Source organism: Terrabacter sp. AAH1 (assembly GCF_054456855.1).
Genome location: NZ_JBTJJV010000001.1, coordinates 589,407 through 614,268, shown reverse-complemented (window position 1 = coordinate 614,268; position 24,862 = coordinate 589,407). Strand labels below are relative to the sequence as shown.

At 72.0% G+C, this 24,862-nt stretch carries 24 protein-coding genes; 10 read left to right on the top strand and 14 right to left on the bottom strand.

The features are described 5' to 3' along the window. Positions 1–62: 62 nt before the first annotated feature. The 8 genes from ACXR8F_RS02905 to benA form a co-directional block, all read right to left on the bottom strand. Positions 63–1,190 (bottom strand): PEP/pyruvate-binding domain-containing protein, encoded by a 1,128-nt coding sequence (locus ACXR8F_RS02905; protein WP_458798649.1) that lies wholly within the window; start codon positions 1,188–1,190, stop codon positions 63–65. 1 nt (position 1,191) lies between these two features. Further along, a complete protein-coding gene (locus ACXR8F_RS02900; protein ID WP_458798648.1) occupies positions 1,192–2,451 on the bottom strand; it encodes a cytochrome P450 in 1,260 nt (419 codons plus the stop codon). Between the two features lie 64 nt (positions 2,452–2,515). Continuing rightward, on the bottom strand, positions 2,516–3,286 hold the full coding sequence (locus ACXR8F_RS02895; RefSeq protein ID WP_458798647.1) for an IclR family transcriptional regulator: 771 nt from the start codon (positions 3,284–3,286) through the stop codon (positions 2,516–2,518). Then, positions 3,283–3,969, bottom strand: a complete 687-nt coding sequence (locus tag ACXR8F_RS02890; protein ID WP_082080958.1) for an HD domain-containing protein — start codon at positions 3,967–3,969, stop codon at positions 3,283–3,285. The genes ACXR8F_RS02895 and ACXR8F_RS02890 overlap by 4 nt, the downstream gene beginning before the upstream one ends. A 62-nt stretch (positions 3,970–4,031) precedes the next feature. Further along, on the bottom strand, positions 4,032–6,806 hold the full coding sequence (locus tag ACXR8F_RS02885; protein WP_458798646.1) for a LuxR C-terminal-related transcriptional regulator: 2,775 nt from the start codon (positions 6,804–6,806) through the stop codon (positions 4,032–4,034). A gap of 80 nt (positions 6,807–6,886) precedes the next feature. Next, positions 6,887–9,532, bottom strand: a complete 2,646-nt coding sequence (benC, locus tag ACXR8F_RS02880; protein ID WP_458798645.1) for a benzoate 1,2-dioxygenase electron transfer component BenC — start codon at positions 9,530–9,532, stop codon at positions 6,887–6,889. Positions 9,533–9,542: 10 nt separating this feature from the next. Then, positions 9,543–10,073 (bottom strand): benzoate 1,2-dioxygenase small subunit, encoded by a 531-nt coding sequence (benB, locus tag ACXR8F_RS02875; protein WP_458798644.1) that lies wholly within the window; start codon positions 10,071–10,073, stop codon positions 9,543–9,545. Further along, a complete protein-coding gene (benA, locus tag ACXR8F_RS02870) occupies positions 10,070–11,467 on the bottom strand; it encodes a benzoate 1,2-dioxygenase large subunit (protein WP_458798643.1) in 1,398 nt (465 codons plus the stop codon). The genes benB and benA overlap by 4 nt, the downstream gene beginning before the upstream one ends. Before the next feature lie 194 nt (positions 11,468–11,661). On the opposite strand from benA, the gene ACXR8F_RS02865 reads away from it, so the two are divergent. The 5 genes from ACXR8F_RS02865 (at position 11,662) to ACXR8F_RS02845 (ending at position 15,711) form a co-directional block, all read left to right on the top strand. Further along, positions 11,662–12,591, top strand: a complete 930-nt coding sequence (locus tag ACXR8F_RS02865) for a LysR family transcriptional regulator (protein ID WP_458798642.1) — start codon at positions 11,662–11,664, stop codon at positions 12,589–12,591. After that, positions 12,588–13,694 (top strand): mandelate racemase/muconate lactonizing enzyme family protein, encoded by a 1,107-nt coding sequence (locus ACXR8F_RS02860; RefSeq protein WP_458798641.1) that lies wholly within the window; start codon positions 12,588–12,590, stop codon positions 13,692–13,694. The genes ACXR8F_RS02865 and ACXR8F_RS02860 overlap by 4 nt, the downstream gene beginning before the upstream one ends. Positions 13,695–13,777: 83 nt before the next feature. Continuing rightward, entirely contained in the window at positions 13,778–14,650 is an 873-nt protein-coding gene (gene catA / locus ACXR8F_RS02855) for a catechol 1,2-dioxygenase (RefSeq protein WP_458798640.1), read from the top strand. Next, positions 14,650–14,925, top strand: coding sequence for a muconolactone Delta-isomerase (gene catC, locus ACXR8F_RS02850; protein ID WP_045191451.1), 276 nt, complete (start codon positions 14,650–14,652; stop codon positions 14,923–14,925). The genes catA and catC overlap by 1 nt, the downstream gene beginning before the upstream one ends. A gap of 150 nt (positions 14,926–15,075) precedes the next feature. After that, on the top strand, positions 15,076–15,711 hold the full coding sequence (locus ACXR8F_RS02845) for a hypothetical protein (RefSeq protein ID WP_458798639.1): 636 nt from the start codon (positions 15,076–15,078) through the stop codon (positions 15,709–15,711). Positions 15,712–15,749: 38 nt separating this feature from the next. Here ACXR8F_RS02845 and ACXR8F_RS02840 read toward each other — a convergent pair whose 3' ends face one another. Genes ACXR8F_RS02840 through ACXR8F_RS02830 form a run of 3 tightly spaced genes read right to left on the bottom strand, consistent with a single transcriptional unit; the run spans position 15,750 to position 17,199 of the window. Continuing rightward, positions 15,750–16,169, bottom strand: a complete 420-nt coding sequence (locus ACXR8F_RS02840; protein ID WP_458798638.1) for an arsenate reductase ArsC — start codon at positions 16,167–16,169, stop codon at positions 15,750–15,752. Then, on the bottom strand, positions 16,166–16,855 hold the full coding sequence (locus ACXR8F_RS02835) for an aquaporin (RefSeq protein WP_458798637.1): 690 nt from the start codon (positions 16,853–16,855) through the stop codon (positions 16,166–16,168). The genes ACXR8F_RS02840 and ACXR8F_RS02835 overlap by 4 nt, the downstream gene beginning before the upstream one ends. Then, positions 16,852–17,199 carry an ArsR/SmtB family transcription factor gene (locus ACXR8F_RS02830; protein ID WP_045191454.1) on the bottom strand — a complete coding sequence of 116 codons (348 nt, stop codon included), beginning with the start codon at positions 17,197–17,199 and terminating at the stop codon, positions 16,852–16,854. Before ACXR8F_RS02830 ends, ACXR8F_RS02835 begins: the two co-directional genes overlap by 4 nt. A 101-nt stretch (positions 17,200–17,300) precedes the next feature. Here ACXR8F_RS02830 and ACXR8F_RS02825 point away from each other — a divergent pair, with 101 nt between their 5' ends. The 5 genes from ACXR8F_RS02825 (at position 17,301) to ACXR8F_RS02805 (ending at position 21,046) form a co-directional block, all read left to right on the top strand. Beyond that, positions 17,301–17,756 (top strand): ArsI/CadI family heavy metal resistance metalloenzyme, encoded by a 456-nt coding sequence (locus tag ACXR8F_RS02825; protein WP_045191455.1) that lies wholly within the window; start codon positions 17,301–17,303, stop codon positions 17,754–17,756. A 70-nt stretch (positions 17,757–17,826) separates the two neighbouring features. Continuing rightward, positions 17,827–18,585: a histidine phosphatase family protein gene (locus tag ACXR8F_RS02820; protein ID WP_458798636.1), complete on the top strand. Its 759-nt coding sequence runs from the start codon at positions 17,827–17,829 to the stop codon at positions 18,583–18,585. Positions 18,586–18,590: 5 nt separating this feature from the next. Then, entirely contained in the window at positions 18,591–19,481 is an 891-nt protein-coding gene (locus ACXR8F_RS02815; RefSeq protein WP_458798635.1) for an NAD(P)H-hydrate dehydratase, read from the top strand. Positions 19,482–19,508: 27 nt separating this feature from the next. Next, positions 19,509–20,171 (top strand): HAD family hydrolase, encoded by a 663-nt coding sequence (locus tag ACXR8F_RS02810; RefSeq protein ID WP_458798634.1) that lies wholly within the window; start codon positions 19,509–19,511, stop codon positions 20,169–20,171. A 161-nt stretch (positions 20,172–20,332) separates the two neighbouring features. Further along, entirely contained in the window at positions 20,333–21,046 is a 714-nt protein-coding gene (locus ACXR8F_RS02805) for an ANTAR domain-containing protein (RefSeq protein WP_458798633.1), read from the top strand. Between the two features lie 138 nt (positions 21,047–21,184). Here ACXR8F_RS02805 and map read toward each other — a convergent pair whose 3' ends face one another. The 3 genes from map to ACXR8F_RS02790 all read right to left on the bottom strand — a co-directional run bounded on the left by map (position 21,185) and on the right by ACXR8F_RS02790 (position 24,522). Further along, the gene (gene map, locus ACXR8F_RS02800; RefSeq protein WP_458798632.1) at positions 21,185–21,955 is read right to left on the bottom strand and encodes a type I methionyl aminopeptidase; all 771 of its coding nucleotides are present in this window, start codon (positions 21,953–21,955) and stop codon (positions 21,185–21,187) included. 49 nt (positions 21,956–22,004) lie between these two features. Next, the gene (locus ACXR8F_RS02795; protein WP_458798631.1) at positions 22,005–23,462 is read right to left on the bottom strand and encodes a carboxylesterase/lipase family protein; all 1,458 of its coding nucleotides are present in this window, start codon (positions 23,460–23,462) and stop codon (positions 22,005–22,007) included. Positions 23,463–23,562: 100 nt separating this feature from the next. Further along, a complete protein-coding gene (locus ACXR8F_RS02790; RefSeq protein WP_458798630.1) occupies positions 23,563–24,522 on the bottom strand; it encodes an AfsR/SARP family transcriptional regulator in 960 nt (319 codons plus the stop codon). Positions 24,523–24,862: the final 340 nt, after the last annotated feature.

Here is a 24,862-nt window from a genome sequence, read left to right as displayed (position 1 = left end):
TTGTCGCGAGAAGGGAAACGCAGGGGCCGGTCGGCGCAGGGCGCGCCTGGCCGGAAGGGCGGTCAGTGGGCCGACTGGCCGGACCGGCCGGACTGGCCGGTGAGCCGAGACGTGAGACCGGAGAGGCTGAACGCCGGCGCCGCGGTGGAAGCGGCGGCCGCTGGGGTCGCCGGCGTCGCGGCCGGGGCCGCGGGTGCTGAGTGAACCGTCTCCGGGCGGGCTTGCAGGAGAAGGAGGTTGGAGCCCTCCGGCAGGTCCCGGTCGAGGGCCCACTCGACGTCCTGGGGGCAGCCGTAGTGCTTCTCGGCGGCCTTGGCCAGGGTGGCGACGGCCGTCACCTGCTCGGGGGAGAGGCTCAGGCGGCCCCGCCGCTCGTCGTCCACGTCACGCTCGACCAGGCGACCCAGCGCGAAGTCGGGCACGAGCTCGGCGTGCTTGTCGCCGACGGTCTGGCTGACGAGGGACAGCACGACCTTGTCGACGACGATGTTGTCCGGGGTCACCTGGCCCGACACGACCATCTCGCCGACGCCGTAGGACGAGTCGATGGTCACCTTGGACCGGTCGCCGTTGGTCGGGTTCATCGTCATCGCGACTCCCGAGACGGCGGAGTTCACCATCTTCTGCACGGCGACCGCCATCGACAGTCCCTCGTCGGGGATGTCGTTCTTGAGCCGGTAGAGGATGGCCCGGCTCGTGTAGAGCGAGGCCCAGCAGGCGCGGATGTGTGCCAGCACGGTGTCGATCCCGCTGAGCCACAGGTAGGTGTCCTGCTGCCCGGCGAAGCTGGCGCCGGGGAGGTCCTCGGCGGTCGCCGACGAGCGGACTGCGACGGGCACCTCGGAGTCGAACCGCGACTGGAGGCGCTCGTAGGCCTCGACGACCTGCGAGTTCACCTCGGGAGGTACGGGCCGCGAGCAGATCGCGTCGCGGATCGACGCCGACACCGAGTCGACGGCCGAGATGTCGTCGGGCGAGAGGGCGGCGAGCTTGTGCGCGATCTCGGTGGCGATGCCGGCGGCGTCGACGAACCGGTCGTAGGCCAGAGTCGTGACGGCGAAGCCCGGCGGCACCGGCATGCCGGCGGCCGTCATCGTCACGAGCGAGGCGCACTTGCCGCCGAGCAGCTCGTGCTGCGGCTCGAGGCCGTCGTCGAAGAACTGGACGTACGCGTCGGGCGTGGTGGTCATGTCAGGCCTCCCAGGAGACGGGGACGGCGAGGGGGACGCGGAACGACAGGTTCTCGCCGAAGTGCACCGGCTCGTCCTGCACCGGTCGCAGGCCCGGCGCGAGACGGGCCACCTCCTCGACGGCGATCTTGGCCTGGAGCTTGGCGAGCATGTTGCCCAGGCAGTAGTGGATGCCGAACCCGAAGGCGAGGTGCTCGCGGGCGTTCGGGCGGGTGATGTCGAAGGACTCGGCGTCGTCGAACCGCGACTCGTCGCGGTTGGCCGAGCCCATGACGAGCAGCACGTCGGCCCCTTCGGGGATGTCGACGCCGCCGATGGTGGCATCGCGGGTGGCACGCCGACGCCACGCGACGATCGACGGGCTGTAGCGCAGCACCTCGTCCACCGCCGCAGGGATCCGGCTCGGCTCGGCGACGACCTGCTGCCACTGGTCGGGGTGGGCGAGCAGGACGCGCAGCGTGTTGGCGATGAGCGTCGTCGTGGTCTCGTGGCCGGCGAAGAGCAGGCTGTAGCAGATCGAGGCGATCTCGTGGTCGCTGATCGGGTCGCCCTCGCGTTGGGCACGCACGAGGTCGCCGACGAGGCTGTCGGGGTCGCTCTCGTGGGCCTCGGAGACGAGACGCAGGCACTCCTGCCAGTACTCGACGAGGTTGTGGGCGTGCGGCACCTGCTCGTCGTCGGACAGGTCACCCCACGTCATGGCGGCTCGGGAGTCGGACCACCGCTTGTACGTGTCGACCTGGGAGACGTCGGCACCGATGAGGGTGAGGATCGTGACCGTGGGCACCGTGTAGGCCAGGTCGCGGACGAGGTCGGCCCGGCGCTCCGGGCGTGCCAGGAAGGCCTCGACCTGGGCGGCGACGTTGGCCCGGATGGTCGGCTCGAGCGCCTTATAGCGCCGGGGCGTGAAGGCCTTGGCGACGACCTTGCGGATCCGCGTGTGCTCCGGGGGCACGCGGGCCGAGAGGCCGGAGTACGCCGTGAAGCCGCCCTCCTGCATGATCCGCTTCGCCTCCGGGCCGCGCTCGCGGACGGGCGCCTGGGCGTTCTCGCTGCTGAAGGTCTCCCAGTCGTCGAAGACGGCCTTGACGTCGTCGTAGCGGGTCACCACCCAGTAGCCGATCCGCTCGTCGAACATCACCGGCTCCTCGCGGCGGAGCTCCGCGTAGGCGGGGAACGGGTCGTCGAGCTTGAAGGGCTCGTAGCCGTGGTGGACCGGGCAGCCGGACTGCGCCGTGGGGGCTTCCGTCGTCTTCGACATGTCCTCATCGTGGCCCTGACCGCACGGTCGGACAACGGCCGACTTCCACTGGGTGGAAGTGACTTCAGAGTGCTCGCCAGCGTGAGACCGCCGGCGCGATACGCGCCGCGACTCCCCGGAGGGTGGGCAGGTAGCGCACCATCCGGTCGGACTGGGTGGACAGCATGACCAGCCCGATCGAGGCGCGCACCCGCCCGTCGCCGCCGTCGACGGGGACGGCGATCGAGCAGGAACCCGGGCGCACCTCCTCGTGGGTCGTGGCGTACCCCTGCTCGCGTATGCCGTCCAGCTCGCTCAGCAGGCGGGTCGGGTTGACGTGCGTCTGCCGGGTGGGTGCCTCGAGGTCCCGGGCGACGTAGGCGTCCCGGACCCAGGGCTCCTCGAAGGCGAGGAGGACCTTGCCCACCGCGGTGGCGTGCAAGGGCAGGCGACCCCCGACCCGGGACGCCCGGGGCACCCGCTTCGAGCTGTAGATGCGGTCGATGTAGAGCGCCTCGTGCCCCTCGCGCACCGCGAGGTGGGCGGTCTCCTGCGTCAGTGAGAACAGGTCCTGCAGGTACGGCCGGGCCGCGTCCCGCAGCTCACGCTGGGCGTTCTGGGCGATCTCCCAGAGGCGCAGCCCGACGGCATACCTGCCCTGCTCGTCGCGCTCGAGCGCACCCCAGCCCGCGAGCTCGGCCACGAGGCGGTGGGCCGTCGGAAGCGGGAGGTCGGCGCGCTCCGCGAGCTGGGTCAGCGACAGCGGGCCGGGCGAGGTCTCGAACGCGGCCAGCAGGGCCAGCGCCTTGCTCGTGACCGTGCGGCCGCCAGGTGCATCCTGCTCGCCCGGGGTCATCCGAGGGCGACCCGCTGGGGGAGGGTGTCGACGCGGGCGACGGCCGCCAGCGCTCGCGCCATGGTGCGCGCGGCGTCGGTGCACAGCTGGTCGTGAACGCGGCTGCCGATGAGCCGGTGGGCCTCGTCGCGGGTCAGCCCGAACCAGTCCATCACGGTGTCGACGCCGTGCGGGGTCAGCCGCCAGAGCTTGTCGGCGTCCTTGACGATGGCGTCGTCGAGTGACAGCGCCTCGCGGCGGCTGTCGTGGCCGTCGACGATCTGGACCACCCGGGCCGTGCGGTCAGGGTCGTGGCCCACCTCGGCCAGGACCGACGACGCGATACGGGCGCCCTCCTTCTCGTGGCGCAGCACCGTCTCGCGGTCGCCGGCGCCGGGGGCGATGGCGGCGAGGACGTCTGCCTCGGGCACCTGCGACCAGCCGGTGTCGTGGAGCAGGATCGCGGGCAGTACGACCTCGGGGTCGCCGTCGGGAAGGCACGCGAGCAGGGCCCGGGCGAGCCCGTACGCGTAGAGCGTGTGGACGTCGTTGTCGCGCACGGCGAGATGGCGGGCGGCACGCGCCCAGATCTCGGCGTGGTGGGGATCGGGGTCGGAGAGCCCGGGGACGTCGGCGGCACGGGGAAGGTGTCGGCTGACGTCGCCTCCGTAGTGGTTGGCGTGGGGCTCCAGCTTGGGCAGCACGTGGTCATTGCACCGCGACCGACGGGGCGCCGCAAGGAGCGGCTTCCACCCAGCGGAAACCACTAGGGAGCCGCGCGCTGCGAGCGCAGGGCGGCGAGCTCCGAGCGCGACCGCACGCCGAGCTTCGCGTAGATGCGCGTGAGGTGGTACTGCACCGTCTTGGCAGAGAGGAACAGCTCGGCGGCCACCTCCTTGTTCGTGCGCCCGCCGGCGACGAGCGAGGCGACGACCTCCTCCTGGGTCGTCAGCTCGTGGTGCTCCCGGGGTTGCCGGACGACGTGGACGCCGCCGGCAGCCAGCTCGCGGTCGCAGCGCGCGACGTACGTCGTGGCCCCGAGGGCGAGGTACGCCTCGCGTGCCGTCGCAAGGACGGCGTCGGCCTCGGCGCGGCGCCCGGCCCGTCGCAGCGTCTGGCCGTAGGCGAAGTGCACGCGGGCGCGGTCGTACGCGAGGGGCAGGGGCGCCAGCAGCGACAGCGCGTGCTCGAAGCACCCGCGTGCGGCCTCGAGGTCGCCGCGGGTGCCGTGCCACCGTCCGCGCGCGTAGGCCAGCCGCGCCGTGGCCGACGCGTGGTCCGCCGCCGCTGCTCGCTCCTCGTGCCCACGCAGGAAGGCGTCGGCATCGTCGGCGCGCCCCACGAGCACGAGCGCGTTGGCGTGCACGTCGGCCCACGGCCAGAAGCCGGGTGCCTCGACCCAGCCCCGAGCCCACGGCTCGGTGAGGGGGGTCAGGGCCCGCACCACCCCGGAGTAGTCGGCACGGGCCTCGCTGAGCGCCGCGCGGCCCAGGGCCGACGGCACCCGCATCACCTCGTAGCCGCGAGCGCCCGCCTCGCCGTCGTGCGCACTGCGCTCGGCGGCCGCCCAGTCGCCTCGGAGGGCGTGCACCTGTGTGCGGGTCCACTCGAGGAGGGGCACGAGCAGCTGGGTGCCTGACCTGAGGGCCAGGTCGACGCCTGCCGAGGCGGTGGCGAGGGCGGCGTCCCAGTCGCCGGTGACGAACTGCGCCCGGGCCAGCCACGCCCGGGCCCACAGCGAGATGCGCAGCGACCCGCCCCCGTGGTCGCCCGCCGCGCTCTCGAGCTCCTCGACGGCGGTGTCGGGGTCATCCGCCGCGAGGTGGAGCCAGCCGGACGCCATGACGACACGTTGCGCGACGAGCCCCTCGGGCAGGCGGGCGAGGAGGCGCTCGTACTCCGCGAGGGCCGCTGCGGGGTCTCCGCCGGCGGCCACGCCGAGGCCACGGATCGCTGCAGCCTCGAGCGCGGGCGGTGAGTCGGGAGCCGCGGCGACGGCGCGGTCGGCCCACTCCACGACGTCGAGGGCGCGACAGCGGGCCAGGGAGTGCAGGACGTGGCGCTGCGCGACCACCGCCGCCGTCGCAGGGTCGCGACGGGCGTTGACGAGGTCCCAGGCGCGACGGAGCTTGTGCTCGGCCTCGGCCGGGCGCCCGCGCAAGACCGCCAGGTAGCCGAGGGCCGCGTTGCGCTGCGGCGTCTCACGTAGCGTCTCGACCTCGGCGAGGAAGCGCGTGGCGCGGGGCACGTCGCCCGCGCCGACGAGGGCGTCCACGGCTGCGACGAGCCGGGTTCCCGAGAGGTCGCGGTCGGCGCTCGCGCGCGAGGCGACGAGCATCAGGTCCGCCGCGGCTGCCCAGGCGCCGTCGCCACCCTTGCGCTCGGCCTCGGCCTGAAGCTGCGATGCGAGCTCGTCGTCGGGCTGTGGGTCGGCGAACCACCTGTGCCGCAAGGCAACTCCAGGTTCGTGGACGACCACCGCGGCCCGCAGGTGGAGCGTTGCCCGCTCGGCCGGCTCCACGGCGTCGAGGACCGCTCGCCGGGCGATCGGGTCGGCCAGTCGCACCCAGCAGCCCAGCTCGTCGAGCTGACGGAGCAGGCCGGCACGCACACCCTCGCGAACGGCGAGGGTCGCGGCGTCGACGCCGCAGACCCGCGCCGCCTGGCTGACCTCCACCCCGTGAGCCTGTCGGTCACCGAGCTCGAGCACCGCCACCGCCCGCACCAGTCGCTGTGCGTCGGCACTCGTCGAGGCCAGGGCCGTACGGATCGCGCGCGCTGCCGTGGGTGGTGCGGGGAGGACGAGCTGCGGCGCCTCCCAGTCCGCGGGTGCGACGAGGTCGAGTGTCTCGACGACGTTGCGCACCCGGCCACCGCAGTGGCGGAGCAGCCGATCCACTTGCAGCGCAGGCAGACTGAGCCCGCGCCGTTCGGCGAGGGGTGGGATGTCATCGAAGGCCAGGGGTGCGAGCCGGACCACGTGGTCGGCAGCGGCGAGGACGATGTCGTGCAGCAGCCCTTCACCGACTGCGTATGCCGTCTCGCTCCCCGGGGCGGGGGTCGCCGGGTGCTCTGCCCGCCACCCGAGCACGACGAGCAGCCGTGCAGCGGACGGACGACGGGTGAGGCTCACCAGCGTCTCGACGGAGTGCGTGTCGGCGTGGTGCGCGTCCTCGAGCACGATGACCTGGTCCCAGCCGGTGCTACCGACCGGGACGTCGGCGAGCAGGTGCTCCGCCGTGGACAGCGGAAACTCGCCATCAGCGAGACGGTGTCGACCGGCCCGGAGCCTGCTGATGGATGCTCCGGGTTCATCTCTCTCCCAGGGGAGTCCGAGGAGCAGGTCCAGCCTGGTGGTGACGACGGCGTCGTCCTCCCCACACCGGCCTGCGAAGGCGCGGAGGAACGTCGTGAGCCCGCCCCCGGCCGGAGCGGTGACGACCACGAGAGCGGATGCCTGGGGCCGTGCTCCGCCGCCGAGAACGTCGACGAGGGCGTCGAGCTCGCGCCGGCGTGTCGGCAGGACCTGGGCGGGCGTCACACGGCCACGGTAGGCCCCGTTCGCCGCTCTCGGCAGTCCGGCAGGACGGCGAACGGGGCGTGGCACCGGGTCAGCCCGGGTCAGCCCGGGTCACCGCCCGCGACGGGGAGCACCGTCCCGGTGATGTAGGACGCCTCGTCGGACGCGAGGAACGTGATGGCGGCGGCCTGCTCGTCCAGCGTGCCGTAGCGCCGCAGGAGCGACGAGCCGAGCGTCTGCTCGATGTGCGCGTCGAACCACGCCTGCTCCTGGGCGCTGGCCGCCGGGGGAGTGCCCCGAGAGATGCGGCGCGGCGGGGCCTGGGTGCCGCCGGGGGCGGTCCCGACCACCCTGATGCCGTGCTCGGCGTACTCCACCGCGAGCGACGCCGTCAGCGCGTTGACCGCGCCCTTGGCTGCGGAGTACGGGATGCGGTGGATCCCGCGCGTCGCCGCTGACGACACGTTGACGATGACGCCGTGCTGGGCCGCCACCATCCACGGCAGCACCGCGCGCGACGCGAAGAGCGTCGTCACGAGGGACCGGTCGAGCTCGGCACGGATCTCGGCCTCGGTGAACTCGGTGAACGGCTTGAAGTTGATCGCGCCGCCGACGTTGTTGACGAGCACGTCGACGCGGCCGAAACGCTCGACCGTGCGGCGCACCACCTCGTCGGCGCCGTCCCACGTCTCGAGGTCGCACGTGACGGCCACGGCCTCGTGCCCCTCGGCCCGCAGCTCGTCGGCGACCTCGGCCACCAGCTCGGAACGGTCGGCGAGGACGAGCCTCCCACCCTCCGCGCCGATGCGACGGGCGACCTGCGCGCCGATGCCCTGTGCGGCGCCCGTGACGACGACGACCGTGTCGTCGAATCGGCCGGGCGAGATGTGGGCCGGCCGCGTGGCGCGGGCGGTGCCGGCCATGGCCCGTCGCATCGTCAGCTTGGAGCGCTCGGCGTGGTCGGCGATCAGCCCGCGTGCGCGGTCACGGTCCCGGGCCTCGAAGGCCTCGACGATCTCGACGTGGTCGGTGGCGCAGCGCGGGTGGCACCAGGTCGCCGTGCGCAGCGCCTCCTCCATCCGGCCCTTGACGCCCAGCGCCTGGTAGGCCTGGAGCAGATGGGCGTTGCGCGTCTGCGCGAAAAGGTAGTCGTGGAAGGCGGCGTTGGCCTCGGTGTACGCGTGGGCGTCGAGGAAGCGGTCGCCCTGCACGTAGGGCAGGGTGGACTCGGCCAGCAGCCGGTAGCCGGCCAGCTGCTGCGAGCTGAGCCGGCCGATGGTCAGCTCCAGCGCACCCAGCTCGAGGGCCTGGCGCGCCTCGAAGACGGCGTCCGAGGACTGCACGTCGGGGTGCTCCTCGCCGATCTGGTAGCCGTCGTCGGCGCTCTGGGCGACCACCGTCGGCTGCGCGCCCCGCGGTGCGGCGACGCGGTCGTCCGGTGTCGTCGAGTCTGCCGCTGGGGCCGGCGCCGCGAAGACGACCTGCTTGACGATGCGCCGCACCGACTCGCCGTCGTCGGTCGTCGGACGTGGGCCTGCCCACGCGGCGGTCGCCGCCTCCGGCAGGACGGTCTGCCCGGCGATGCCCCGGGCGTCCGGCGCGGGCAGCAGCTCCTCCGGATCGCGTTGCGGCTCGGGTGCCACAGGCTGGTCCTGCTCCGACGGGGCCGGCGGGATCGGCGGGGTCGGCGGGGCCGGCGGGGCCGACGGGGCCGACGGGGCCGCGAGAGCGAACTTCTCGTAGTAGAAGCCCGTCGGCTCGATGCCACCGCCCGACAGGTGGGTGCGGACCGCCTCGACCATGGGCGGCGGGCCGCAGAGGTAGACGGCGACGTCCCCGTCGTGCAGGTGCTCCGGGCCGATGAGGCTCGTGACGTACCCCTTGTTCGCAGCGGTGCTGTCGGGGTCGGAGACACAGTGGTCCCACGTCAGGTTGGGCAGCCCTTCCGCGGCACGCTCGACCTGGTCGAGGGCCACGAGGTCCTCGTCGGTGCTGACGCCGTAGACGAGGTGGACGTGGCGCTCGCTCTCGGCGGCGCTCAGGGTGCGCAGCATCGACAGCACCGGTGCCAGCCCCGTTCCGCCGGCCAGCAGCAGCACGGGCCGGTCGGTCTCGCGCAGGAAGAACGAGCCGTGCGGTCCGGTGAGGCTGACGGCGTCACCGACGGCGGCGCGTTCCTCGAGGTAGGTCGACATGGCGCCCCCCGGCGTCAGCTTCACGAGGAAGGTGAGGCGCTCCTCGTGCGGCGCGTTGCTGAACGAGTACGACCGGCTGACGTCGGCGCCGGGCACGGCGATGTTGACGTACTGCCCCGGCAGGAAGGCGAGCTCGCCCCGGTTCGGCACTTCGACGGAGATCTCGACCGTCGTGCGCGAGAGCCGTTCGAGGCCGACGAGCGTCCCGGCATACGTGGTCGCCCTGGTCTTGGCCACCTCGGAGGTGCTGGCGACCTGCAGCACGAGGTCCGAGCGCGGCTTCATGCTGCACGGCAGGACGAAGCCCCGGTCGGCCTCGTCGGGGCTCAGGGCGTCGTCGATGTAGGCGCCGCCGTCGTAGCGACCCGACTCGCAGAAGGCCTTGCAGGTGCCGCACGCCCCGTCGCGGCAGTCGAGCGGGATGTTGATGCGCTGGCGGTAGGACGCGTCGGCGACGGTCTGGTCCTCGCGGCACGTGACGAACCGCGTCACGCCGTCCTCGAAGGACAGGGCCACCTGGTGCGTCGCGACGTCGATGTCGTTGACAGTCATGGCTCCCCGCTCAGAAGTGGTAGATGTCGACCACGTGGTGGATGTAGTCGTTCTTCAGCACCACGGTCTTGCGCCGGATGAGCGGCGAGTCGCCCGAGAAGTCGATCGTGTAGAACGACGTCCCGTAGTACGGGTCGACCGTCTTGTAGCGGAAGTACATCGTGTGCCAGTTGAAGCGCACGTCGACGAGGTCGCCCCGTCGCTCGATGACCTCGACGTTGCTGATGTTGTGGCTCGTGCGCGGCTCGGGCAGCGAGGTCGCCGAGCTGCGCTCGGTGCGGATGCGGAAGACCCGGTCCTCGAGGCCGCCCTTGTTGGCGTAGTAGATGAGCGAGATGTCGCGCTGGGGGTCTTCGACGAGGTCGTCGTCGTCGGTCCAGGCGGGCATCCAGTAGACGCAGTCGTCGGCGTAGCAGTCGAGCCACTTCTCGAACTCGCGGTCGTCGAGGTGGCGTGCCTCTCGGTAGAGGAACTGCTCGATGAGGTTCTGCGTGACGAGCTTCTCGCCCGTGTGCGTCGCGGGCTGCTGGGTGACGGTCATGAACAGGCCCCTCCCGCCGCGACGGTCGCGTCCCGCTCGGCCTGCTGCTGCTCCTTGGCCATCGCGGCGCGCATCGTGTCGCGCCAGTACGTGTGCTGGACGGGGTAGAGGCCCTCGTCCTCGTTCTTGACGCCGGCCGAGACGACACCGGTCATCCCGAGCGAGAGGGCCACCTCGTCGGGGCCGTCGAGCCAGTGCTCGGCGCCGCGGCTCATGTCGTTCCACGGCGCGGCGGTGGCACGGAACGTCAGCTGGCAGGAGCGGAACTCCTCGAGGTCGTCGGGGGTCGCCATGCCCGAGGCGTTGAAGAAGTCCTCGTACTGGCGGATGCGCCACGCCCGCGACTCGGCGCTCTCACCCTTGGGGGCGATGCAGTAGATGGTGACCTCGGTCTGGTCGGGCGCGACCGGCCGGAAGTGCCGGATCTGCGTCGAGAACTGGTCCATCAGGTACACGTTCGGGTAGAGGCAGAGGTTGCGTGACCCCTTGACCATGAACTCGCCCTTGGCGTCGCCGAAGCGCTCCTTGAGCTCGTCGAGGCGGTCCCAGAGCGGGCGGTCCTGCGGGTTGCCGGCCCAGGTCCAGAGGCACAGGTGGCCGTTGGGGTAGGACCAGTAGCCACCGCCGGACTTGCCCCAGCTGCCGGCGTCGAGGGTCTTGGTGCTGTTCTTCGACTCGCCGGTGTCGCGTCGCGACGTCGTGGCCGCGTAGTTCCAGTGCGTCGCAGTGACGTGGTAGCCGTCGGCGCCGTTCTCGGCCTGCACCTTCCAGTTGCCGTCGTAGGTGTAGGTCGACGAGCCGCGCAGCACCTCGAGGCCCTCGGGCGACTGGTCGACGAGCATGTCGATGACGGTCGTCGTGTCGCCGAGGTGCTCACGCAGCGGCACGACGTCGGGGTTGAGGCTGCCGAAGAGGAAGCCGCGGTAGCTGTCGAAGCGCGCCACCCTCGTCATGTCGTGGGAACCGTTCGTGCCGAACGACTCGGGGTAGCCGGCGCCCTCGGGGTCCTTGACCTTGAGGAGCGTCCCGTCGTTGCGGAACGTCCAGCCGTGGAAGGGGCAGGTCAGCGTCGTGCGGTTGTCGGTCTTGCGGCGGCAGATCATCGCGCCGCGGTGTGCGCACGCGTTGACGAGGCAGTGCAGCTGCCCGTCCTTGTCGCGGGTGATGACGACCGGCTGGCGACCCATGTACGTCGTGAAGTAGTCACCGGGCGAGGCGACCTGGCTCTCGTGGGCCAGGTAGATCCAGTTGCCCTCGAAGATGTGTGTCATCTCGAGCTCGAAGAGCTCCTCGTCGGTGAAGATGCGGCGGTTGGCGCGGTAGGTGCCGGTGTCCGGCTCCTCCACCACGGCGTCGGCCAGCTTCGCGCCGACCCGGTCGAGCGTCTCGGTCATGACTCCTCCATGCGTCTTTGCGTCGGGTTCCCGGAACTCCACCACGGCTGGACAGGAGGTGCACGAGGCAGATGCCTAGTGCTGGGTGAGGGCATGATTGATTGGTTCTGCTTATCAATAGGTCGGAATTTGGTCTTTGTGTTTCTGGATGGTGCCGCCCTACCGTGAACGGGAATCCCGGACGGAGGTGAACCATGGACCTACGACAGCTCCGCTACTTCGACGTCGTGGCGCAGACGTGCCACTTCGGGCAGGCGGCCGAACGCCTTCACATCGCCCAGCCCGCGCTCTCGCAGGCCGTGCGCCGCCTCGAGTCCGAGCTCGGCGTCGTGCTGCTCGAACGCACGACGCGGCAGGTCGGGCTGACGCCTGCCGGCGAGTTCTTCCACCAGGAGGTACGCCGGATGCTCCACGAGCTCGACTCCGCGGTCTCCGCGGTGCAGGGGATCGCCGACGGGCGGCGCGGGCTGCTGCGGGTCGGGTTCACCGGCACGAGCGCCTTCACCCAGCTGGCCGGGCTCTCGAGACTGCTGCGCGCCGAGCTGCCCGACGTGTCGCTCGACGTGCAGGCCGACCTGCTGACGCCGGCCCAGGTCGAGCGGCTGCTCGACGGCCGGCTCGACCTCGGCGTGCTGCGCGGGCCCGTGGCGGCCCCGGGCATCGAGACGCGTCGCCTCCTCGAGGAGCAGCTGGTCCTGGCGCTGCCGGCCGACCACCGTCTGGTGCCCGAGCCGGGGCTCGAGGTGGCCGACGTCGCCGTCGACGAGTTCGTCCTCTACGCCGACGCCGGCTCGGCGGTCAACGAGGCGGCGATGGCCAGCTGCCGGCGCGCAGGGTTCGCTCCGGTCGTCGCCCACCGGGCACCCGGCACCGCGGCCCTGCTCGCGCTCGTGGCCGCCGGTCTCGGTGTCGCGCTCGTGCCCGAGTCGGTGCGCAGCATGCAGCTGACAGGGGTCGTCTTCCGCGAGGTGCACGACGCGCTGAGCATCGACCTGTCGCTCGCCTGGCTCGCCGGCGAGGAGTCGCCGCTCGTCGGCAGGGCGCTGGACGTGCTGCGCACGCACGGCTTCTTCGACGAGGCGTCGCGCCGTCCAGAACCACTTCCAGCAAAGGACGCATCGTGAAGATCGTTGCCGTAGAGGCGATCCCGTTTCGCATCCCTTACGTCAAGCCCTTGAGGTTCGCGAGCGGAGAGGTGCACCACGCCGAGCACGTCCTCGTGCGGGTGCGCACCGACGACGGTGTCGTCGGTGTCGCCGAGGCGCCGCCGCGGCCGTTCACCTACGGGGAGACCCAGCGCGGGATCGTCGCGGTCATCGAGACGATCTTCGCCCCGCAGGTCGTCGGCCTGTCGCTCACCGAGCGCGAGCGGATGTGGGCCCACCTCGACCGCACCGTCGGCAACCCGACCGCGAAGGCCGCGCTCGACATGGCCGTGTGGGACGCCTTCGGCAGGACGACCGGGCTGCCGGTCACCGAGCTGCTCGGCGCCTACACCGACCGCATGCGCGTGAGCCACATGCTCGGCTTCGACCAGCCCTCGGCGATGGTCGACGAGGCCCAGCGCATGCGCGACGAGTACGGCATCACCACCTTCAAGGTGAAGGTCGGACGCCGGCCGGCGTCGCTCGACGTCGACGTCGTGCGGGCACTGCGCGAGGCCCTGGGGCCCGACGTCGTGCTCTACGTCGACGGCAACCGCGGCTGGTCCGCCTCCGAGTCGGCGCGGGCCATGCGGCAGATGGCCGACCTCGACCTCGCCTTCGCCGAGGAGCTCAACCCGGCCGACGACGTCATCGGGCGCCGCTGGCTCGTCAGCCAGCTCCACGTGCCCTTCATCGCCGACGAGTCGGCCACGACGCCCGCCGAAGTGACGCGCGAGGTGCTCGGTGGGTCGGCGAACGCCCTGTCCATCAAGACCGCCCGCACCGGGTTCACCGGCTCGCAGCGGATGCTGCACCTCGCCGAGGGGCTCGGGCTCGAGGTCGTCATGGGCAACCAGATCGACGGCCAGCTCGGGTCGGTCTGCGCCGTCGCCTTCGGCGCCGCCCACCGGCGCACCACGATGCACGCGGGCGAGCTGTCCAACTTCCTCGACATGAGCGACGACCTGCTGACCGAGCCCCTGCGCATCGTGGGCGGCGAGCTGGTCGTGCGACCCGGCGCCGGCCTCGGCGTCGAGGTCGACGAGGAGAAGCTTCGGCGCTATCGCGTCGACGCGTCCTGACTCCACTGTCACGGCGCGGGCGACGTACCGACGTCGCCGCCACCAGTCCAGAGCACCACCCAACAGCGAGAACAGGAACCACCATGACCACCGATCTGCACCTCAACGGCGAGGTCGCGACCGCCGCGGCCTCCGGCAACGCGGCCACGGAGCGCTTCGCCACCGACAAGTCCGCCTTCGCCGCCGTCAAGGACACGCCTCCGGAGCGCGTCGACCTGCTGGCCCGCTCGGTCCTCGAGGCGGTCTACGAGACCATCCGACGCGAGAAGGTCACGTACGACGAGTACAACGCGCTCAAGGCGTGGCTCATCCAGGTCGGCAAGGACGGCGAGTGGCCGCTCTTCCTCGACGTCTGGGTCGAGCACGTCGTCGAGGAGGTCGCCACCGACCACCGCGAGGGCAGCAAGGGGACCATCGAGGGCCCGTACTACGTGCCCGGCTCACCCGAGCAGGGCGCTCGCGGCTCCGTGCCCACGCGCGACGGCGAGGAGGGCACCCCCCTCGTCTGGACCGGCACCGTGACCTCCACCGACGGCACCCCGCTCGAGGGCGCGAAGATCGAGCTGTGGCACGCCGACAACGACGGCTTCTACTCGCAGTTCGCCCCCGGCATCCCCGAGTGGAACCTCCGCGGCTCGTTCACGGTCGGCGCCGACGGCGCGTTCGAGATCCACACGATCCAGCCGGCGCCGTACCAGATCCCGACCGACGGTGCCTGCGGCAAGCTCATCGCGGCGGCCGGCTGGCACGCCTGGCGGCCGGCCCACCTGCACGTCAAGGTGTCGGCCCCCGGCCACGAGCTGCTCACGGCGCAGCTCTACTTCCCGGGCGACGAGCACAACGACGACGACATCGCCTCGGCGGTCAAGCCCGAGCTGGTCCTCGACCCCCGCCCTCAGGACGACGGCTCGGTGACGGTCGACTACGGCTTCGTCCTGGACCCGGTGCGCGCCTGATGCTCTTCGCGGTCCGCATGGACGTGGACATCCCGCGCGACCTCGACCCCGCGGTGCGGGACGAGACGGTCGCGCGGGAGAAGGCCTACTCGCAGCAGCTGCAGCGGGCGGGGGAGTGGCGCCACATCTGGCGCGTCGTCGGGCAGTACTCCAACATCAGCGTCTTCGACGTCGCGTCGAACGAGCGCCTGCACGAGATCCTCTGGGGGCTGCCGCTCTTCCCCTACATGACGATCGAGGTGACACCGCTCGCGACGCATCCGTCGGCGGTCTGAGCAGGGGCGTTCGCCCGGATGGAGGGGCGCGCGCCGTCTTTGTCGAGGGGGAGACGGCGCGCCCGGCGCGCTGCGGCGGCGTCGGGGCCGGTCGCGTGGCAGGGTGGAAGGCCCGAGGCCACCACCGATTGGAACGCGATGCCGCCGCGCGTGTCAGGGCAGACCCGCATCGACCTGGCGCACCTTCCGCCCGAGCTGCGTGACCTCGTCGAGGCTCTCGTCGACGGCGGCGAGGTCACCGTCGACCGAGACGGTATGCCGGTGGGCACCCTCTCCTTCCGGCCCGCCGTCCTCACGGGAACGGTGCACCCGGCTCCCGGTGGGCGCGACGAGCCCGACCCTGCCGCGCCGCTCGGCCGTCCACTGCCGGGGGGTGTGAAGGTGGTCGTGACGACGATGCGCCTCTCGCGCGAGGCCCGTCAGCGGCTCGGCGACGCGATGGGCCCGGACTTCCTCGTCGTCGACTTCGCCGACGCGCCCGACTCGGCCGACATCGTCCTCAGCCACCCCGTCAGTCCGCAGCTGCTGGGGCGCTTCCACCTCCTGTTCCCCGACGCCCAGGTCATCGTCACCGAGATCCACGACCCCGAGCTCGGCATCGACGTCACCGGCCCGGTCGGCCGCATCCTCGACGCAGGGGTGCAGGCGTACCTTCCCGCCCGCCCCGTCGCGAAGGTCGCCGAGAACGTCCGGGCCTACCTCGCGGCCGACGAGCAGCGTCGGCTGACCCGCGGCTCCGGTCCGGTGGCCGGGGCCTTCCTCATGCCGCCACCGGACGACCGGTAGCGGGCGGCCGGGTTGGGCCCGTCAGCCGCCTGACCGGCTCAGCGGCCGGACAGCTCCTCAACGAGCGCCTCCACCCTGGCGCGGATCTCGTCGCGGATGGGACGCACGTGCTCGAGGTCCTGGCCGGCCGGGTCGTCGAGCACCCAGTCCTCGTACCGCTTCCCGGGGTAGAAGGGGCAGGCGTCGCCGCAGCCCATCGTGACGACGACGTCGGCCTCGCGCACGGCGGCGTCGGTCAGCAGCTTCGGTGCCTCGGCGGTGATGTCCACGCCGTCCTCGGCCATGGCCTGCACGGCGACCGGGTTGACCTGGTCGGCAGGCGCGGAACCTGCGGACAGCACCTGGATGCGGTCGCCGGCGAGGTGCTGGAGGTAGCCGGCGGCCATCTGCGAGCGGCCCGCGTTGTGCACACAGACGAAGAGGACCGTGGGCCGGGTGTCGGAGACGTCGTCGATCACGGGACTGCCTTTCGGGCTGGAGGGAAGATGCGGCGTACGGGATGGAGGAGGGCGACCGCGCCCAGTCCGAGCGCCCCACCGAGCAGCTGGGCGAGCACGAAGGCGGGAGCGCTCGACGGCGCGATGCCGGCGAAGGTGTCGGTGACGGTTCGGGCGAGGGTGACGGCCGGGTTGGCGAACGACGTCGAGCTGGTGAACCAGTACGCGGCCGTGATGTAGGCACCGACGGCGTACGCGACGCGGCTGTTGTCGGCGCCCCGCAGCGTGCCGAAGACGACGAGCACCAGGCCCATGGTGGCGACGACCTCGCCGAGCCACAGCCCTGAACCGGAGCGGACGTGCTGGGAGACGGCCACGGCGGGCAGCTCGAACATGAGGTTCGCGACGACGGCGCCGATGAGCCCGCCGACCACCTGGGCGGCGACGAGGGTGGCGGCCGTGCGGGTGGAGAGGGTCCCCAGCGCCCGCTCGAGCACCGTCACGACGGGGTTGAACGAGGCCGACACCGGGTGCAGCGCGAGGATCAGCGCGACGAGGACGGCCCCCGTCGCGAGCGAGTTCTCGAGCAGCTGCAGGCCGACGTTCCCCGGGGAGAGACGGCTCGCCGCGATGCCCGAGCCGATGACGGTGGCGACGAGGAACGCGGTGCCGACCAGCTCGGCCGCCGCCTTCTGGCGCAGCCTCACGACGCGGTGTCGGAGATCAGCGTCGCCAAGGAGGACATCGCGGCCGGGTTGGAGCGGTAGTAGACCCAGACCCCCCGCTTCTCCCGGTCGAGCAGGCCCGCCTCGTGGAGCACCTTGAGGTGGTGGCTGATCGTCGGCTGCGACAGCTCGAAAGCGTCGTTGAGATCGCACACGCAGGCCTCGCCACCCTCGTGCGAGGCGACCAGCGAGAGCAGCCGGAGGCGTACGGGGTCGGCGAGCGCCTTGAGCAGCGGCGCGATCCGCTCGGCGGCCTCCTGGTCCAGGGGCTCGCGGCTGAGCGGCGAGCAGCAGGCGACCGCCTCGACCGGCGTGAGGGTCAACATCGAAGAGTTCGACACGCGTCGATATTGACAGAAGTCGATGTCTTGGTGCAACCTCGGTCTGTCGTCACATCGACAACCATCAATGTCTAGGAGATGACCGCATGAAGCGCATCCAGCTCGCCATCAACGTCGACGACCTCCAGTCGTCGATCGACTTCTACTCCACGCTCTTCGACGCCCAGCCGGCCAAGGTCCGCCCCGGCTATGCCAACTTCTCCATCGCACAGCCGCCGCTCAAGCTCGTCCTCATCGAGCAGCCGGGGCAGGGAGGCAGCCTCAACCACCTCGGCGTGGAGGTCGGCGACGTCGACACGGTCGACGCCGAGCAGACGCGACTCGCGCAGCGGGGCCTGGCGACCCTCGACGAGCGAGGCACGACGTGCTGCTACGCCAAGCAGGACAAGTTCTGGGTCGAGGGGACGCCGGACGGTGAGCGCTGGGAGGTCTACACCGTGCTCGCCGACAGTGCGACCTTCAGCGAGCCGGCCGAGGCGAACACCTGCTGCGGCACCTCGACGCAGGCGCAGGCCGCCCCGACCGTCTCCGCCTGCTGCTAGCGGCGCGCCTGTTCGGCGACGCACTGGTTGGGTACCTCCCCCGAGACGGACCAGCTCACCAGGAGGCCCAGTGTCGATCGAACCGAGTCGCGAGTCAGCCCCCACCCACGTCGATCAGCTCGTCCTCGTGCGCCACGGCGAGAGCGTCGGCAACCTCGCGGACGCCGACGCCCGACGTCGAGGGCTCGGTCGCCTCGACCTCGACACGCGCGACCCGGACACCCCGCTGTCAGACCAGGGCAGGCAGCAGGCCGGCGTCCTGGCCCGGGCCGTCGCCGCACTCGACCCGGACGAGCAGCCCGAGGTGGTGCTGAGCTCGCCGTACGCGCGGGCCGCGCAGACGGCCCACGTGGTCACGGAGCGACTCCGCCTGCGGCCCACGCTGGACGAACGACTGCGTGAACGGGACCTCGGCGTCTTCGACGGGCTCACGGGGGCCGGCATCCGCGAGTCCTATCCCGATGAGGCGGAGCGGCGTGCCCGGCTCGGCAAGTTCTACTACCGCCCTCCCGGCGGGGAGAGCTGGACCGACGTCGCCCTCCGGGTGCGACACGTCCTCGTCGACCTCGCCGCCGTGTACGCCGGTCGCCGGGTCTGGGTGTTCACGCACCAGGCCGTCATCATGAGCTTCCGGTTCGTGCTCGAAGGGCTCGACGAGCAGCGCCTGCTCGAGCTCGACCGGGACGAGCCCCTCGGGAACTGCTCGCTGACGCGCTACCGCCGCGGCGCCGAGGGCCCGCTCGAGCTGGTGTCCTTCGCCGACACCTCGCACCTCGAGGACTCCGAGACCGAGGAGACCCACGAGACGGCCGCGTCCGAGGTGGGGTGACGACGATGCCTGCTGACACCCCGCGCGACGTCGACGCCGAGCTGCTGCGCGAGTGGCCGCTCCCGGCGTCCGACGGCGACAAGTCCGACCGGGGCACGGTGCTCGTCGTCGGTGGGTGCCGCCAGACACCCGGCGCCGTCGTCCTCGCCGCCGAGGCGGCGCTGCGGGTCGGTGCCGGCAAGGTGCAGGTCGCGACGGCCGCGGACGCGGCTCCCGCCCTGTCGGTGCTCGTTCCCGAGGCGTACGTCGAGGCGTTGCCCGTCCTCGCGTCGGGTGACCTCGCTGCGGCGGGCGCCGAACGCATCCTCGAGCTCGCCGAGGCGGTCGACGTGGTACTGCTCGGGCCCGGGCTGAGCGACCCCGAGTGCGCCCGGATGCTGCTCGAACGGGTGGTGCCTCACCTCGACGCAGCAGTCGTCATCGACGCTCTCGGGACGGCATACCTCACGGGCAACCTCGAAGGCGTGCGCCACCTCCGGGGACGGATCCTCCTCACCCCCAACGCAACCGAGCTGGCCGAGACGCTCCAGATGCCTGAGTCGGAGGTCGCCGCAGACCCTCTCGGCGCTGTGCGCAGGCTGTCCGAAGAGACCGGTTCCGTGGTGCTCGGTGGGGGAGAGGAGTCGTGCATCGCCACGCCGCACGGCGATTCGTGGCGTCACGACGGCGGTGCCCCCGGTCTCGCCACCGCAGGCTCGGGCGACGTCAAGGCAGGTGTCGTGGCCGGTCTCATGGCGCGGGGCGCCCCGCCCGAGCAGGCGGCGGTCTGGGGCACGTGGACGCACGGACGTGCCGGCGAGGTGCTCGACGACGAGATGCCGGGCTTCCTCGCCCGCGACCTGTGCCAGCGGATCCCCCGTGAGCTCGCTGCGGTGGAGCGTTCGTCGGGCGGGTGACCCGGCCGGCGCGGGTACGTCCCTGTCATGATCGACACCGTCATCCTCGACGTCGACGGCACGCTCGTCGACAGCAACTACCACCATGCCCTCGCGTGGTCGCGGGCGTTCCGGCGGCACGGCCACGACGTCGAGCTGTGGCGCATCCACCGGGCCATAGGGATGGGCGGCGACAAGCTCGTGGCGCACGTGGCCGGCGACGACGTCGAGCAGTCCGAGGGCGACGCGCTCCGCGAGGACTGGACCCGTGAGTTCGACGGGCTGATCGGCGAGGTGCGCCCCTTCGCGGGCAGCCGACCGTTGCTCGAGTCGGTCAAGGAGATGGGTCTGCACCTCGTGCTGGCGAGCTCGGGACAGCCGAAGCACGTGCAGACCTTTCTCGATCTCGTCGGTGGGCGGTCGCTGGCGGACGCGTGGACGACGTCCGACGACGTCGAGGAGAGCAAGCCGGCGGCCGACCTGCTGGCCGTCGCCCTGGAGAAGGGGGGTGGCCGTCGCGGTGTCATGGTGGGTGACGCGACGTGGGACGCCGAGGCGGCCGTGAACGGTGGCCTGCCGGCCATCGGCCTGCTCACGGGTGGCTTCGCGGAGGCCGAGCTGCGTGAGGCGGGAGCCGTCCATGTGTATGCCGGCCCGTCCGAGCTGAGGTCCGCCCTGAGCGACGGTCTGCTCGACGGACTCGGGGACTGACGAGCGCCACGAACGGCACGTGAGGATGCGCGCACGCGCAGTCCGATGTGTGACCTTCGGATCGAGTAGCATCCGAAACCTGGGCACGAGGAGCGACGAGTCGCATCTCGGAACGGGACTTTCAAGAACGAGAGCACCCGGGACCCGCGGAGGTACTCGTGATGGACGCGCTCGAGGCTGCGACCACGACCAAGGACTCTCGGACGCCGACGCACGGCGCACGGTCCCTCGACGACACACTGACCGATGTGCTGGCCTCTGCCACCCGCTCGGTCCCGCTCCTGCAGCACGCCGGAGCCCTCGTCGGCCGTGCCCCCGACTTCCTCGCGACGGCCACCTCGGACACCGTCATCGCCGCGGTGCACGGCCTCCACGGGCCGCTGGTGGAGGGGCCGTGCGTCGAGGCCATCGAGACCGGCCTGACCGTGGTCAGCGATTCGCTCTCCGCCGAGCGGCGCTGGCCTCGCTGGAGGGAAGCCGCGGTCGCGACGGGCCTCCAGGCGAGCGTCGCCGTCCCCCTCGTGTGGGACGGCCGGCCGATCGGGGCGCTCGGCCTCTACTGGGAGAGACCTCAACGGCTCGACACCGCCACCCTCGACCTTGCCGAGACGTGGGGACTCACCGCGTCGTCCATCGTGGGCTGGGCCCGCTCCGCGCAGGAGCTGCAGCGAGCCCTCGCGACCCGGCAGATGATCGGCCAGGCGGTCGGGGTGCTGATGGAGCGTCACGGCCTGAGCAGCGAAGCGGCGTTCAGCTACCTGCGCCGCAACTCGCAGAACGCGAACATCAAGCTCCGCGACGTGGCAGCGACGTTCCTCGAGACGGGGCAGCTGCCGCAGCCGCCCAGATCGGCCAGGGACGAGCCGGCCGCCTGATTCGCCGCTGGGCGGGGCGGGTGGACGGTGAAGCCGCCACCCCGGGGCCGCGCTGTTGGAGCCCGAGGGTGACACTTCATGCTCCCGTATGCCGTCCGGGCAGGGAACCGTCCTGTCGACCCTTGTCGCCAGGTCCGGTCAGCGTGGTGTCGTCATGACCTCGGCGCCGTCGTCGGTGATGGCGATGGTGTGCTCGCTGTGGGCGGTGCGGCAGCCGGTGGCACTGCGCAGGGTCCACCCGTCGGGGTCGGTGACGAGCTCTGCCGTGTCGGCCATCACCCAGGGCTCGAGCGCGAGCAGGAGGCCGGGGCGCAGGGTGTAGCCGCGGCCCGGCCGGCCGTTGTTGGGCACGTGCGGGTCCTGGTGCATCGTCGAGCCGACACCGTGCCCGCCGAACTGGGTGTTGACGGTGTAGCCGTCGCCCTCGAGCACCGTGCCGATGGCGTGGGAGAGGTCGCCGATGCACGTCCCGGGCCCGGCCGCGGCGATGGCGGCGGCGAGGGCGCGCTCGGTGGCGTCGATGAGCGCCACGCTCTCGGCCGGCCGGGCCTCACCGACGACGAAGCTGATGGCGGAGTCGGCGACGACCCCGTCCAACGAGACGGCGAGGTCGAGCGACAGCAGGTCGCCGTCGGCGAGTGCGTAGTCGTGGGGGAGGCCGTGCAGCACGGCGTCGTTGACGGACGTGCAGATGTGGTGCCCGAAGGGGCCGCGTCCGAACGACGGCGCGTAGTCCACGTAGCAGGACTCGGCCCCCGCCTCCTCGATCATGGCCTTGGTCCACCGGTCGATGTCGAGCAGGTTCGTGCCGACCGCGACGCGGCCGCGCACCGACTGGAGGATGTGCCCGACGAGGGCTCCCGTCTCTCGGGCGCGGGCCAGCTGCCCGGGGTGGAGGAGCTCGATCATCTCGGGGGGCCTTCCTGCGCCTGCTCTGTCGGGTCGTGCGACCGGGCGGTCACGGGGTCAGGTCTAGCACGCCTGGGTGCTGCCGCCAGACGTCTCGCGACAGCTGCTCGGGGTAGGGCACGTCCGCGGGCACCACGTCGAAGACGTGCGTCGTCCCGGAGGCGTATGCCGGCCAGCCCGGGTCGCCGTGGAGCGCGAAGCGCGTCCACGCCCCGCGCATCTGGGCGGACAGGTCGACCGCCTCCGCGGTCACGGTCCCGATGAGCATCGCCGGCTGGCCGGCCGTCAGGTTGCCGAAGACGAGCGGCACGTCGAGTCCGTGGCACGCGCCGAGGCTCCCGCCCATCCCGGGGGCCGGCCAGGTGAGCTCGTAGAGCCAGGCGGTGCCTCCCGCGCGCAGCTGTGCCTCGGCGAGGTGGAGCGACGGCATACGGAAGAGCCAGTCGGAACGCACGACCTCGTCGAGCTGCTCGGGGTCGGTCAGGGAGGCGCGGTAACGACCGGCGTCGGGGGCGAGGACCTCCGCCGTGCGGTCCGCCTCACGCGGCGTGATCGTGCCGGTACGACCGGTGACCAGCGACAGCAGGCGCTGCTCGTCGCGCGTGTGGCCGACGACGAGGGGGACATCGCCACTGAGGCCCTCCCACGGGGTCGTCGGCAGGACGTCGCCGTCGATGACAGGGGCGAAGAGGACGCGAGCGTGGGCGGCCGGCCCCCACCGCTGCGCGTACCCCACCTCGTCGGCAGACACGGCGTCGGCCACCGCATCGGCGGCGAGCGGCAGCAGGTGCGGGTCGATGTCGGGGAGCTCGGCCACGTCGACGCCGAGCTCGGCGGCGCACGCGCGGGTGACGTCGGCCGCGAGGGCCGGGGTGAAGAACGTGCCCGGCACGCTCTGCGCAATCGCCCGGTGGAAGAGACCCTTCGCTCGCGGCATGGCAAGCAGGGCCGCGACCGAGCCGGCGCCCGCCGACTGGCCGAAGACGGTCACGCGAGTCGGGTCACCCCCGAACTGCTCGATGTCGTCCTGCACCCACCGGAGCGCGGCCACCTGGTCGAGCAGGCCACGGTTGTCGGGCCTGCCGTCCACGTGCCCGAAGCCCTCGAGACCGACGCGGTAGTTGAAGGTCACGACGACCACGCCGGCCCGGGCCAGTGTCGAGCCGTCGTACTCGGGCAGGCCGGACGTGCCGAACGCGTACGCCCCGCCCTGCACCCACACCATCACGGGTGCTCTGCCGCGGATGTCGCCGGACCACACGTTGACGGTCAGCCACTCGCCGACGCCCCGGTGCGCGCCAGCGGCGGCGTCCATGCCGAACGCCGCCGACTGCGGGGGAGGGGGCCCGAACGACAAGCACTCGCGGACCCCGTGCCACGGCTCCACCGGACCCGGCTCGTCGAGGCGCACGGGCAGAGACGCATAGGGGATCCCGCGGAAGACCGTGAGGCCGTCCTCCATCGTTCCTCGGGCTACCCCGCCGGTCACCCGGATGTCGACGTGCACGTCTCATCGTCGTGGCTCAGCCACCTGAGCGCCATCGGGTTCGGCCCGGCGCATGCTGGAGGGGCCTGCCGCGGGCAGGCCCCTCCAGAGCTCCGTGCCGTCAGCCGGTGGCCGTCGCGGCCATGGCCGCAGCCTGGCCGGCCAGTGCTCGCGCTCGCGCGTCGGCCGCGCGGATCAGGGCCATGAGGCGGCTGCAGTCCTCTTGCAGGGCCCCGGGCTCACCTGCGGCAGAAGGGTGCTCGTCACGCGTGGACTCCGCGGGACGCTCCGACGTCGACGCGTCGAGGACGTGGTGCAGGCGCACCACCGCGGCGACGAGGTCACGCAACCGGTCGTCCTGCTCCGAGGTCGCCGCCAGCAACCGCCGGAACACCGCCCGCAACCGCGGACCCGGGTCACACCCCAGCTCGGCCGCGAACACCGTGCGACACGTCTCGTACTCCCGCACCGCGTCCGTGTGCTCACCCCGACGCTCCAACGTCTCCAGCAGCACCAGCCACGCCGACTCCAGCAACCGGTCCCGCCCGATCGCCGCCCGCGCCCACACCTGCGCGTGCCCCAGGTCACCGGCCTCCAACGCCGCCCGCGCCCCGTCCGCCAACGCCCGCAGCACCCGCGCCTCGTGCGCCTGCACCGCCTCCTGCAACCACGGCAGGTCCGCCTCGTCCGGCAGCAACGGCCGCGCCACCAACGCCAACGCCTGCGCGTACACCCCCACCGCCGCCGCCCCCGACAGCTCCTGCGCCCGCGCCACCAACCGCGCGAACTCGATCACGTCCACCGTCAACCCCTGCGCCCGCGCCGCGACGTCCCACCGGTACCCGCCCGGCACCGTCACGATCGGCGCCACCCGGGCACCCGCACCCCCAGCGCCCTCAGCACCCCCAGCGCCCTCGGCGCTTTCGACACCCGGGGCCCCGGCCAGCCGCTTGCGCAGCAGGCTCACGTACGCCTCCAACGTGCCCAACGCCCCCGCCGGAGGCGTGTCCCCCCACAGGTACTCGATGATCCGACCCTTCGAGACCGGGTCACCACCCTCGAGCAGCAGCGCCAGCAACACGTGCCGCGCCTTCGCACCCCCCAGGTCCCGCGGACCCAACGCTCCCGGCCCGTGCCCCACCACGAGCCCGCCACACAACCGCACCACCGGTACGCCGACGACATCCTTCATCTCTGATCCCCCCATTGCTGATCCCCTTGCAGCCATGGTGCGCGGGCTCGCGTTGGCTGGGGGCAGATTGAGAGCGAAGGGTGACCCCTAGTTTTTGGGCACTCGTTTTCCGGACGAGATCGCGAATCACGTGGTAGCGCAGCTGAACTCGCGCGGCATAAGGGGACGAAGTGGGCGATCCGGACAGGCTGAAGGGCCCTCGCCTGGACGAGGACCCTTCGGCCTTACT

Coding starts and splice junctions, on each gene's coding strand:
- ACXR8F_RS02905 (WP_458798649.1), bottom strand. CDS start 1,190: ATGACCACCACGCCCGACGCGTACGTCCAGTTCTTCGACGACGGCCTC.
- ACXR8F_RS02900 (WP_458798648.1), bottom strand. CDS start 2,451: ATGTCGAAGACGACGGAAGCCCCCACGGCGCAGTCCGGCTGCCCGGTC.
- ACXR8F_RS02895 (WP_458798647.1), bottom strand. CDS start 3,286: ATGACCCCGGGCGAGCAGGATGCACCTGGCGGCCGCACGGTCACGAGC.
- benC (WP_458798645.1), bottom strand. CDS start 9,532: ATGACTGTCAACGACATCGACGTCGCGACGCACCAGGTGGCCCTGTCC.
- benB (WP_458798644.1), bottom strand. CDS start 10,073: ATGACCGTCACCCAGCAGCCCGCGACGCACACGGGCGAGAAGCTCGTC.
- benA (WP_458798643.1), bottom strand. CDS start 11,467: ATGACCGAGACGCTCGACCGGGTCGGCGCGAAGCTGGCCGACGCCGTG.
- ACXR8F_RS02865 (WP_458798642.1), top strand. CDS start 11,662: ATGGACCTACGACAGCTCCGCTACTTCGACGTCGTGGCGCAGACGTGC.
- catA (WP_458798640.1), top strand. CDS start 13,778: ATGACCACCGATCTGCACCTCAACGGCGAGGTCGCGACCGCCGCGGCC.
- catC (WP_045191451.1), top strand. CDS start 14,650: ATGCTCTTCGCGGTCCGCATGGACGTGGACATCCCGCGCGACCTCGAC.
- ACXR8F_RS02830 (WP_045191454.1), bottom strand. CDS start 17,199: ATGTTGACCCTCACGCCGGTCGAGGCGGTCGCCTGCTGCTCGCCGCTC.
- ACXR8F_RS02825 (WP_045191455.1), top strand. CDS start 17,301: ATGAAGCGCATCCAGCTCGCCATCAACGTCGACGACCTCCAGTCGTCG.
- ACXR8F_RS02815 (WP_458798635.1), top strand. CDS start 18,591: ATGCCTGCTGACACCCCGCGCGACGTCGACGCCGAGCTGCTGCGCGAG.
- ACXR8F_RS02810 (WP_458798634.1), top strand. CDS start 19,509: ATGATCGACACCGTCATCCTCGACGTCGACGGCACGCTCGTCGACAGC.
- ACXR8F_RS02805 (WP_458798633.1), top strand. CDS start 20,333: ATGGACGCGCTCGAGGCTGCGACCACGACCAAGGACTCTCGGACGCCG.
- map (WP_458798632.1), bottom strand. CDS start 21,955: ATGATCGAGCTCCTCCACCCCGGGCAGCTGGCCCGCGCCCGAGAGACG.